The 9,433-nt window shown below is 69.6% G+C and carries 11 protein-coding genes and 1 tRNA gene; 4 read left to right on the forward strand and 8 right to left on the reverse strand.

Annotated features, from left to right (window positions below; all coding sequences use genetic code 11):
- The first annotated feature begins 57 nt into the window (after nucleotides 1-57).
- On the forward strand, nucleotides 58-1,176 hold the full coding sequence (locus ACTHK2_RS00780; protein ID WP_440243705.1) for an MGDG synthase family glycosyltransferase: 1,119 nt from the start codon (nucleotides 58-60) through the stop codon (nucleotides 1,174-1,176).
- Nucleotides 1,177-1,260: 84 nt separating this feature from the next.
- Here ACTHK2_RS00780 and ACTHK2_RS00785 read toward each other — a convergent pair whose 3' ends face one another.
- The 5 genes from ACTHK2_RS00785 to ACTHK2_RS00805 all read right to left on the reverse strand — a co-directional run bounded on the left by ACTHK2_RS00785 (nucleotide 1,261) and on the right by ACTHK2_RS00805 (nucleotide 4,800).
- Complete coding sequence (locus ACTHK2_RS00785; protein WP_440243708.1) at nucleotides 1,261-2,151, reverse strand: cobalamin biosynthesis protein; 891 nt, start codon at nucleotides 2,149-2,151, stop codon at nucleotides 1,261-1,263.
- Nucleotides 2,152-2,241: 90 nt separating this feature from the next.
- Nucleotides 2,242-3,222, reverse strand: coding sequence for an NAD(+) diphosphatase (gene nudC / locus ACTHK2_RS00790; RefSeq protein WP_440243710.1), 981 nt, complete (start codon nucleotides 3,220-3,222; stop codon nucleotides 2,242-2,244).
- 22 nt (nucleotides 3,223-3,244) lie between these two features.
- Entirely contained in the window at nucleotides 3,245-3,613 is a 369-nt protein-coding gene (erpA, locus tag ACTHK2_RS00795) for an iron-sulfur cluster insertion protein ErpA (protein ID WP_440243712.1), read from the reverse strand.
- Nucleotides 3,614-3,662: 49 nt separating this feature from the next.
- Complete coding sequence (locus tag ACTHK2_RS00800; protein WP_440243714.1) at nucleotides 3,663-4,091, reverse strand: bactofilin family protein; 429 nt, start codon at nucleotides 4,089-4,091, stop codon at nucleotides 3,663-3,665.
- Nucleotides 4,078-4,800, reverse strand: coding sequence for a DUF6776 family protein (locus tag ACTHK2_RS00805; RefSeq protein WP_440243716.1), 723 nt, complete (start codon nucleotides 4,798-4,800; stop codon nucleotides 4,078-4,080). The genes ACTHK2_RS00800 and ACTHK2_RS00805 overlap by 14 nt, the downstream gene beginning before the upstream one ends.
- Before the next feature lie 146 nt (nucleotides 4,801-4,946).
- On the opposite strand from ACTHK2_RS00805, the gene hemJ reads away from it, so the two are divergent.
- Complete coding sequence (hemJ, locus tag ACTHK2_RS00810; protein WP_440243718.1) at nucleotides 4,947-5,375, forward strand: protoporphyrinogen oxidase HemJ; 429 nt, start codon at nucleotides 4,947-4,949, stop codon at nucleotides 5,373-5,375.
- A 50-nt stretch (nucleotides 5,376-5,425) separates the two neighbouring features.
- Nucleotides 5,426-7,126: an EAL domain-containing protein gene (locus tag ACTHK2_RS00815; protein ID WP_440243719.1), complete on the forward strand. Its 1,701-nt coding sequence runs from the start codon at nucleotides 5,426-5,428 to the stop codon at nucleotides 7,124-7,126.
- Between the two features lie 15 nt (nucleotides 7,127-7,141).
- Here ACTHK2_RS00815 and bfr read toward each other — a convergent pair whose 3' ends face one another.
- The 3 genes from bfr to ACTHK2_RS00830 form a co-directional block, all read right to left on the reverse strand.
- Complete coding sequence (bfr, locus tag ACTHK2_RS00820; RefSeq protein ID WP_440243720.1) at nucleotides 7,142-7,612, reverse strand: bacterioferritin; 471 nt, start codon at nucleotides 7,610-7,612, stop codon at nucleotides 7,142-7,144.
- A gap of 137 nt (nucleotides 7,613-7,749) precedes the next feature.
- On the reverse strand, nucleotides 7,750-7,950 hold the full coding sequence (locus ACTHK2_RS00825; protein ID WP_440243721.1) for a (2Fe-2S)-binding protein: 201 nt from the start codon (nucleotides 7,948-7,950) through the stop codon (nucleotides 7,750-7,752).
- Nucleotides 7,951-8,035: 85 nt separating this feature from the next.
- Nucleotides 8,036-8,563 carry an RNA pyrophosphohydrolase gene (locus ACTHK2_RS00830; protein ID WP_132000128.1) on the reverse strand — a complete coding sequence of 176 codons (528 nt, stop codon included), beginning with the start codon at nucleotides 8,561-8,563 and terminating at the stop codon, nucleotides 8,036-8,038.
- A 148-nt stretch (nucleotides 8,564-8,711) separates the two neighbouring features.
- Here ACTHK2_RS00830 and ACTHK2_RS00835 point away from each other — a divergent pair.
- A tRNA-Met gene (locus tag ACTHK2_RS00835) sits at nucleotides 8,712-8,788 on the forward strand.
- Nucleotides 8,789-9,433 lie beyond the last annotated feature (645 nt).

Raw genomic sequence — 9,433 nt, forward strand, 5'->3', positions numbered from 1 at the left:
CGAGGCGAGCGCACCCGTGCTCGAGGCACGCGTGCGCGAACTGCGCGGCGACGACGCATGACGCGGCGTCGCCTGCTCCTCCTGAGCGTCTCGGCCGGCGCCGGCCACGTGCGTGCGGCCGAGGCGCTGCGCGCCGCCGCCGCTGGCTTCGACGTCGAGGTGCTGCACCTCGACGTCATGCAGCACGTGCCGCGCGCGTTCCGCCTGCTCTACACCGATCTCTACCTCAAGCTCGTCGAACACTCGCCGTCGACCTGGGCGATGCTGTATCGGATCATGGATCGCACGCCGCCGAGCGCGCCGTCTGCGCGCCTGCGCCGCGCGATCGAGCGGCTGCATACGCTCGACCTGCGTCGCGCAATCGCACGCTTCGCGCCGGACGGGGTGGTCTGCACGCACTTCCTGCCGGCGGAACTGCTCATGCGCGAACGCAGCCGCGGCCGCCTCGCCTGCCCGGTGCACGTCGTCGTCACCGACTTCGACCTGCACGGCATGTGGGTCGTACCCGACATGGCCGGCTGGTTCGCCGCGAGCGACGAGGTCGCGTTCCGCATGCGGGCACGCGGCCTCGATGCTGCACGCATCCACGTGACCGGCATCCCGATCATGCCCGCCTTCGCGCAGTCGCTCGATCGCGCCGCGTGCGCGGCCGGCTTCGGCATCGATCCGGCACGCCGCACGATCCTGCTCATGGGCGGCGGCGCCGGCCTCGGCAGGCTCGACGACGTCGCCGCGCGCCTGCTCGCGCTCGACGCCGATTTCCAGCTGGTCGCGCTCGCCGGCCGCAATGCGAAGGCACTCGAACAGTTGCAGGCGCTCGCCGCGCGGCATCCGGGACGGCTCGTCGCGCAGGGCTTCACCGACCAGGTCGACCACCTCATGCGCGCGTGCGACCTCGTCATCACCAAGCCCGGCGGCTTGACCACCTCCGAGTGCCTCGCGCTCGGCAAACCGATGGTCGTGCACGCACCGATCCCGCGCCAGGGGGAGCGCAACTGCGATTACCAGCTCGAACAGGGTGCGGCGCTCAAGGCGGTCGATGCGACCGCGCTCGCGTATCGCGTGCGCGAACTCGTCGCCGATCCGGCGCGCCTCGCCGGGCTCGCGGCGCGCGCGGCGGCGCTCGGCCGTCCACACGCGGCGCGCGACGTGCTCGCGCGCGTGCTGGGCGGGTAACTCGTTCCACGTCGGCGCGATCGCCCTCGCAGCGTCCGGTGAGACGCGCGGTCGCACGCCACGGAATCGTCGATCGAAGCCGGGTCAGTGCGTGAGCACGATCAACGCCACCAGCGCGATCAGCGAGAGCCAGCCGACGAGGATGCGGCGCAGCGCGCGCTGCGCATCGGCGAGTTCCACCAGCGGGTTGCTGATGTCGTTCGCGTAACCGTCGCCCGCCTCGACGTCGGCATCGATGCCGGCCTTGGCGAGCGCGCCGAGGAAACCGAGGTCGAGCGTGAAATAGCCCTTGCCGTGCGCGGCATGGTAGTCGCGCCAGGTCTTGATCACGGCATCGAAGTCCGACACCAGCGCGAGCGTGAGCGCGACGAGGTGCGCGGGCGCCCAGTCGAGGATGCGCGCGGTGCGTTCGAGCAGTTCGCCCTGGGTGGCGTCGATGCCGTCGGCGAACGCGGGGTGGCGCGCGAGCAGTTGCACCACGCGATAACCCAGTGCGCCCGCGGGGCCGAGCACGACGAACCAGAACAGGACGCCGAACCAGCGCGACAAGGCCGCGGTGAATGCCGCCTCCACCAGCGCCGCCGCTTCGAACGCGAGCGGGGCAGTGGCGCCATCGGCACGCAGCGCCTGCACGGCTGCACTGCGGCGATCGCTGTCGGGCGCCTTCAGCACCGCCTCGATGTCGGCGTCGAGGTCGCGCGGGCCCCAGCAGTAGAACAGCACGACGACGGCGAACGCGAAGCCGGGCAGGCCGAACAGCACGTGGCCGAGTACCAGCTGGATCAGCTCGCACACGACGAACAGCAGCAACGGCAGCAGCACGGCCGGCAGGCGCGGCTGCGCCGCGTCGCCGCTCGCCCGCGTCCACTGCGCGAGCCAGACCTTGAGCCAGGCGAAGTCGCGCCAGCGCGCGAGGTCCGGCAAGGCGTAGCCGCCCGCAAGGACGAGCAGGATGGCGAGCAGGGTCTGGGCCATGGTCGATCGGGTGCGCGACGGAGCGTTGGCGCATTCTAGCGGAGGCGCGCGCGACTGCGCGCAGGAAACCGTCGTCGACGACCCGCCACGCTACGCGCGCGGCCGTTGCCACGGCTCGTCGCCGAGCACGTCGGCGAGTTCGATGCCGGCGCGCTCGCGCAACCAGTGCGAGATGAGTTCGTGCGAGACGGACAGCCGCGGCGGCAATACGAGCGTGCGCGACGCGAGGCCATCGACGATTTCGCCGGCGCTGAACCAGCGCGCATCGCTGAGTTCGTCACCGACCTGGATCGACGGGTCGATCGCCTGCGCGGTGAAACCGAGCATGAGCGAGGACGGGAATGGCCACGGCTGCGAGGAATGGTATTCGCACGCGCCGACGCGCACGCCTGCTTCTTCATGCACTTCGCGCCGCACCGCATCCTCGAGCGATTCGCCCGGCTCGATGAAGCCGGCGAGCGTCGACCAGCGATGCTCCGGCCATGCCGCCTGGCGGCCGAGCAGGCAGCGGTCCTGCCAGCTCACGATAACGATCATCGCAGGGTCCACGCGCGGGAAATGCTCGATGCCGCACGCGGCATTCGTGCACTTGCCGCGATGGCCGAGCGCGACGAGTTCGAGCGGCGCGCCGCAGGCGCTGCACCAGCGCGTGCGCGCCTGCCAGTGCGCGATCGCGCGCGCATAGGCGAACAGGCCGCTCTGGAATGCCGGCAGGCGGGAGCCTGCACTGCGCAGGTCGATCCACGCCGCACCGAGCGCATCGGCGACGCGCGCGTCGTCGCCGCGTTCCGTCACGACGGCGAACAGTGGGCCCCGGTCGTCGTGGCCGAGATAGGTCGCCGCCACTCCGGCGAGGCAATCGCGGCATTCACCCGCATCGAGCAGGCGCAAGGCGCCGTGCGGCCGCGCGAACAACGCGGAGCGTCCCGCCGGCGCATCGGCGCCGAGCACGAGATAGCGCGCGTTCGGGTCGGCCCGCTGCAACGCGGCCCATGCCGCGTCATCGCGGCGTTCCGCATGGCGGTCGAGGCCGAGGCCCGCGAAGATGTTGATGCGATCGCTCACGCGCATGCGCCGACCGCGCGCGCGCGGCTCAGACGGTGAACGAGGAGCCGCATCCGCAGGTCGTCTTCGCGTTGGGATTGCGGATCACGAACTGCGCGCCGGTCAACGACTCGGAATAGTCGATCTCGGCGCCGGCGAGGTACTGCAGGCTGAGCGGATCGACGAGCAGGGTGACGCCGTCCTTGTCCACCGCCAGGTCGTCCTCGGCGCGCGCTTCATCGAACGTGAAGCCGTATTGGAAGCCCGAGCAACCGCCGCCGCTGATGTAGACGCGCAGCTTGAGTTCGGGATTGCCTTCCTCGGCGATCAATTCGCGCACCTTGTCCGCCGCGGCAGCGGTGAACAGCAGCGGCGCGGGGCCGGCATCGAGGTAGCTCGGGGTGATGGTTTCGTTCATGGTGTCGGCGGCGTCGGTCGTGCTGGAGATCGGAGCGCCGCGGGGTATTTCAAGCGTGTGCCGGCTCCGCGTCGACGTCTTCGGCGAGGCCGGGCGACGGCAGGCGCCGCTGCGGCTCGGCCTGGTAGAGCATCTGGCCGTTGACCTGCGCACCCGCCGCCATCTCGAGCACCTTGTAGTGCACGTTGCCGTTGATGCGCGCGTTGCCGGCGAGTTCGAGGCGCCCGCCCGCGAAGATGTCGCCATTGACGGTGCCGTTGACGACCGCATTGGATACGCGCACTTCGCCGTTGACGCGCCCCTTGTCGCTGAGCGTGAGCACCGCATCATCGCCCTCGGCGGAGATCGAGCCCTCGATCGCGCCTTCCAGGTGCAGGCCGCCGCTGAAATGGACGTCGCCGCGGATCGTCGTGCCCGCCGCAATCAGCGTGCTGATCGCCGCCATTGCCCGGTCGTTGCGCTTGTCACTGCGGAACATTGTCGCTCTCCTCGCCCTTGACGGCGTCCTTCCACGAAAACTCCTGCTCGACGCGGCCGCCGTCGCCGTCGGCACGAACGACGATGCGATTGGCGGCGAATCCAGCGGGAAGCATGATGGTACCGCCGACCTGTTGAAAATACTTGAAGCGGTACTCGATTCCGGACGCTTCCTGCCCCTGGCTCAGCGCGCTCCAGTCGAGCGTGCGCAGCTTGCCGTCGGCGACGCCTTCGACGGTGAGGGTGAGGCGTCCCTTGATTTCGGCGCCGCGCTTGAAGTTCTGGGTCAGCGTCGCGGCGAAGTTCCACGCCTGCGAACCGGCGATCGGCGCGACGCGCAGCGCGTGCACGGCGAGGCCTTCGCGCTTGCCGCCGCCGACGAGGCGGCCGTAGAACGCGAGGTCCGCGCGCAGGCCGTCGATCTCTTCCTCGCGATCGCGCAGGGTCTGCTGCACGTCGCCGAGAGCGGCCTTGGCGACCTGCTCGGAGCGTTCGAGCATCGCGACGCGCGACTTCAACGCCTCGTTCTCCTTCTGCGCCTGCGCGAATTCGGCCGCACGACTCGGGGCCGGCGCGCGCGAGAGCAGGGTCGCCACCAGCCCCGCCACGATCAGCAGCGAGCCTAGCCACACCGCAGCGACCAGCAGGCGCGTGCGCCGCTGCCGGGCCGGGTCGTGCCGGCGGATGACCAGGGACGGAATCGGGGACATGACGCAGGTTCGACCGCGCACATCGCGCGAGGTGGACGCTTATATGTCCTGGCCGCGGCCCCGGTCAAGGAAGGCCGCGGCGGCGCCTCCGGCCGCTCGCGCCGAGCGCGGCCGTACAATCGGCGCTTTCGGACGGGATCGCGCGCATGCTTTGGCTCAAGGCGTTCCACATCATCTTCGTCGTCACCTGGTTCGCCGGGCTGTTCTACCTGCCGCGCCTGTTCGTCTATCACGCCGAGGCGGGCGAAGCTCTCGTGCGCGAGCGGCTCAAGGTCATGGAGCGGCGCCTGCTCGGCATCACCCATGTCGGCGGCGCGCTCGCGCTCGTGTTCGGCGCGCTCACCCTCGCGGCCTTCGCGCAGGCGAGCACCGTCTACCTGCAGCAGGGCTGGCTGCACGCGAAGCTCGCGCTGGTGCTCCTCTTGATCGTCTATCACGTGATGCTCGTGCGCATGGTCGGCGCATTCGCGCGCGACGAGAACCGGCGCTCGAGCCGCTGGCTGCGCATCTTCAACGAGATCCCGGCGCTGCTGCTGATCGCGATCGTGCTGCTGGTGGTGGTCAAGCCTGGCTGAGCGGCGCGCGCGCCGCTGGTATGATCGGCGTGGATCGAACGGGTACGGCCATGACGGCGAACGACCCTGCATCGCAATTTCCGCGCCGCCTGTGGGCGCAGCAGCTCGCGTCGCGCATCGAGCGGTTGCGCCGGCGCGGCGAGCAGCTGCGCACGGCGTGGGACCTCAACGTATTGCGCCTGCTCGCGGACGACGCGATGCGCGTCGCCGGCGCCTGCCGCGAACTCGGCTTTGCGCCGCTCGGCGACGTGCTCGACGAGTTGCACGCGGCCTGCACCGGCCTGCTGGACCCGCCACGCGCGCCCGATCGCGCGAGCCGCACGCGCCTGGACGGCCTGATCGGCCGCCTCGATGCGCCCTCGCTGCCGCGCGCTGGCGCGCACGATACGCCGATGGTCGCCGGCGCGACGCGCGAGAACGGCTTTCCGCTACTAGTCGCGCCACCCCCCGAATACTGGACGCGCTTCTCCACGCCACCCGCGGATATCGTCGGCGCCGTGGCGGCACCGATGCCGGCCACCCCTGCGTCGACGTCATCGGCCGCAGCCCGCTTCGCACCGCGCGGCGGCACCGCCTGCTCGCGCGAGCAACTGCTGCGCGAAGTCTCCGAATGCCTCGCGCTCGACGATGCGGCGATCCGCGGCGGCGGCTTGTTCGTGCTCGTCGCCACCGCGGCGGCCGATGCGGGCGCCGCCGCTGCTCGCGCCGCGGAAACGCTGCGCACGATCTGCACGCACGTGCGCGCAGGCAATCGTGTCGCGAGCGACGGCGGCGACCGCTATCTCGTGTTCGATCGCGCTCTCGCCGCGGATGCACTCGAGACCGAAGCGGCGCGCCTGCGCGAGGACATCGCGCGCGCGGGCGAGTTCGACGTCGGCGTTTGCCCGTTTGTGCGCGGGGCGCGCCACGCGCGCGCGATGCACGACGCTGCGTGCAACCTGGTCGAGGGCATGCGCGCGCAGGGGCGGCATGGCGTATTCGTCGTGCGCGACCTCGAGGCCGAGCGCGGCGGCGACCTCGCCGACCAGGTGCGCCATGCACTCGCCGGCCCGGGCTTCGAACTGCTGTTCCAGCCGATCGTCTCGCTGCGCGGCGAAGACGGCGCGCAATTCCAGGCACTGCTGCGCCTGCGAGGCGCGGACGGGGAATTGCACCCGGCATCGGAAATCGTGCCGGCGGCGGAACGCGCCGGACTGATGGATGCGGTCGATCGCTGGGTGCTCGCCGATTGCGTCGCGCGCATCGCCGCGCGCGGCGGCACGGCGACGCTGTTCGTGAGCCTGTCGCTGGCGAGCCTGCGCGATGCGCAGTCGGTGCCCGCGCTCGCCGGAATGCTCGCGCGGCACGGTGTCGGCGCCGGCTCGATCGTGCTCGAACTGCGCGCGGCCGACGTCGTCGAGGCGCCTGCCCACGCGCAACGCTGCGTCGACGCGCTGCACGCACTCGGGGCGCGCGTGTCGCTCGCGGGGTTCGACGCGGAACTCGCCGAGGTGCATCCATTGCCGACGCTCGCGCTCGATTTCGTCAAGCTGGCGAGGCCGCCGGTGCTCGACGACGAGGACGCGCGAGCCGCCTTCGCCGCCCTGCTCGAAGGCCTGCATGCGCGCGGCACGCGCGTGATCGCGCCGCGCGTCGAGGACGTGCACGGCATCGGGCCGCTCGTGCGCGCCGACGTCGATTTCATCCAGGGCAATTTCGTGCAGGCCGCAGACAGCGACCTCGCGTTCGACTTCGAAGGCGCGCGGATGTAGCCGCGCGCCGCGCCATCAGCTGCCGATCTTGGTCTGCAGGTACGGATTTTCGCCGAGCTTCGCGATCAGGCCGAGCTGCGTTTCGAGCCAGTCGATGTGCTCTTCCTCGGACTCGAGGATGTCCTCGAACAGTTCGCGGCTGACGTAGTCGCCGAGTGCTTCGCAGTCGGCGATCGCGGCCTTGAGGTCAGGCACGGCCTGCATCTCGAGCTGCAGGTCGCAGGCGATCGCTTCCTTGGGCGATTCGCCGATCATGAGCTTGCCGAGCGCCTGCAGGTTCGGCAGGCCTTCGAGGAACAGGATGCGCTCGATCAGCCGATCGGCGTGCTTCATCTCGTCGATCGATTCCTTGTACTCGTGCTCGGCCAGTTCCTTGTAACCCCAGTTGCGATACATGCGCGCATGCAGGAAATACTGGTTGATCGCGGTCAGCTCGTTGAACAGCGCCTTGTTGAGGTGGCCGATGATCTTCGCGTTCCCTTTCATTGCACGGTCTCCGTCAAGGGCGATGCCGCGCGGGCGCGCGGCGCAACGGCGCGACTATAGCGCGCGCATCCGGCTTGCGAAGAAACGAAAATCGCACGCATTTCGCGCGCGTGCGACGGCACTGCGCGCGGCGCGCCTCAGGCGGCCGCGGCGATCAGCGGCAGGTCGAGCGTGCGCGCGACGGCGTCGTGGAAGATCTGGCTCGCCAGCTCTTCGCAGCTGCCACAGCAATCCGAGCAGCCGGTGCGACGGCGCAGTTCGGCGAACGAATGCACGCCGCTCTCGGCGGCTTCGCGGATCGCGCGATCGGTGACGGCGTTGCAGATGCAGACGTACATGCGGACATCCGGGGATGGGACGCCGACCATTTGAATGTAAATGAGAATGATTGTCAACTACCCGGGAGCCACGGGGCCCGGCCGTTCAGGTACCGACAAGCTCGGCGAGCCAGCGCTGCTCGCGCAAGGTCACGCGGCAGCTGTCCTCGGCGAGGGCGACGAGGTGGCGCAGCGCCTGCTCGTACACGCGCCGCTTGAACGTCACCACGTGCGCCGCCGGGTACCAGAAGTCGACCCAGCGCCAGTGGTCGAACTCGGGCTTGTCGGTCGCGTCGAGGCGCACGGCCGATTCCTCGCCGACGAGGCGCAGCAGGAACCAGACCTGCTTCTGGCCGATGCAGACCGGGCGGTCGTGGCGCCGCACGAGGCGCGGTGGCAGGCGGTAGCGCAGCCAGCCCGGGGTCGAGCCGAGCACTTCGACATGCTGCGGCAGCAAGCCGGTTTCCTCGGCGAGCTCGCGGTACATCGCCTCGATCGGCGTTTCGTCGCTGCGCATCCCGCCCTGCGGGAACTGCCAGCCGTCGCGGCCGATCCGGCGCGCCCAGAACACGTGGCCCTGAGCGTTCAGGAGAATGATGCCGACGTTCGGTCGGTAGCCATCGGGGTCGATCATGGATGATGGCCGGTAACGTACATGCGACCGATTCTTCCACACGCCTCGCGCAGGCGGCAAGGCGAGCGGACATCATGGCGCTTGACAGGCCGCCCCGAGGCACTAGAATCGCACGCCCTTCCGCGCGTGCCGTGCGCACGCGCCGCTTGGCTATGTAGCTCAGCCGGTTAGAGCACAGCACTCATAATGCTGGGGTCGGTGGTTCGAGTCCACCCATAGCCACCACTCTGTTCGAGCAGCGCCCCCTGCGCGCGGCGCCTCACTCACGGGCGTACCGGGCACCTACGGCCGGCGCGTCCAGCGATCGTCCCGCGTCGACGCCCGCGAACGGCTACGAGTGCCGGCTAGTCGGATGGCCGCCTCATCAGCAGCGCCATCCGGCGAGCCGCTTCGTAGACATCCGGAGGATTGGTCCTCCTCCAGATTTCGTCCATGCTCACACCGGCATGGCACAGACATGCTGCAGTCCGACCATGCATAGAAGCCATCGCTTCCACAGCCTCCCCCCACGTCGCAGGCCACCATGTATGCCGCAAGGCGCTGGATCTGCGGAAGCTGCTTCGCCAGATACGAACCCTCGACGGCTTCCTTGCCGTCGGTCCACGCGTCGCCAACGGAAGTGAGGTAATTCGCAGCGTTTCGAATCGCAACATCCGAATGCGATGTCCGTAAGATTTCCAAGGCCATCGCGGTCGCGGCTCCTTGTCTTCGTCGTAGGTCAGCTGCGTCGATGTCAAGAGGTCGCTGTCGGACTCGACCTGCGCCATTTCGCCGGCAGCCTCTCCGAAAGAAAGTCCGTCCCAACTTTTGCAGAACCGGCGACGGTAGGTCTTGTATGCCTCGAACGAAGCTTCGGCTTCGGGTGAAGCC

This window comes from Dokdonella sp. (genome assembly GCF_051958935.1).
GTDB lineage: Bacteria > Pseudomonadota > Gammaproteobacteria > Xanthomonadales > Rhodanobacteraceae > Dokdonella_A.

What these genes read in the sequence shown, in the direction of transcription:
- ACTHK2_RS00780 (WP_440243705.1), top strand. Translation starts at nt 58, where the DNA reads ATGACGCGGCGTCGCCTGCTCCTCCTGAGCGTCTCGGCCGGCGCCGGC.
- ACTHK2_RS00785 (WP_440243708.1), bottom strand. Translation starts at nt 2,151, where the DNA reads ATGGCCCAGACCCTGCTCGCCATCCTGCTCGTCCTTGCGGGCGGCTAC.
- nudC (WP_440243710.1), bottom strand. Translation starts at nt 3,222, where the DNA reads ATGCGCGTGAGCGATCGCATCAACATCTTCGCGGGCCTCGGCCTCGAC.
- erpA (WP_440243712.1), bottom strand. Translation starts at nt 3,613, where the DNA reads ATGAACGAAACCATCACCCCGAGCTACCTCGATGCCGGCCCCGCGCCG.
- ACTHK2_RS00800 (WP_440243714.1), bottom strand. Translation starts at nt 4,091, where the DNA reads ATGTTCCGCAGTGACAAGCGCAACGACCGGGCAATGGCGGCGATCAGC.
- ACTHK2_RS00805 (WP_440243716.1), bottom strand. Translation starts at nt 4,800, where the DNA reads ATGTCCCCGATTCCGTCCCTGGTCATCCGCCGGCACGACCCGGCCCGG.
- hemJ (WP_440243718.1), top strand. Translation starts at nt 4,947, where the DNA reads ATGCTTTGGCTCAAGGCGTTCCACATCATCTTCGTCGTCACCTGGTTC.
- ACTHK2_RS00815 (WP_440243719.1), top strand. Translation starts at nt 5,426, where the DNA reads ATGACGGCGAACGACCCTGCATCGCAATTTCCGCGCCGCCTGTGGGCG.
- bfr (WP_440243720.1), bottom strand. Translation starts at nt 7,612, where the DNA reads ATGAAAGGGAACGCGAAGATCATCGGCCACCTCAACAAGGCGCTGTTC.
- ACTHK2_RS00825 (WP_440243721.1), bottom strand. Translation starts at nt 7,950, where the DNA reads ATGTACGTCTGCATCTGCAACGCCGTCACCGATCGCGCGATCCGCGAA.
- ACTHK2_RS00830 (WP_132000128.1), bottom strand. Translation starts at nt 8,563, where the DNA reads ATGATCGACCCCGATGGCTACCGACCGAACGTCGGCATCATTCTCCTG.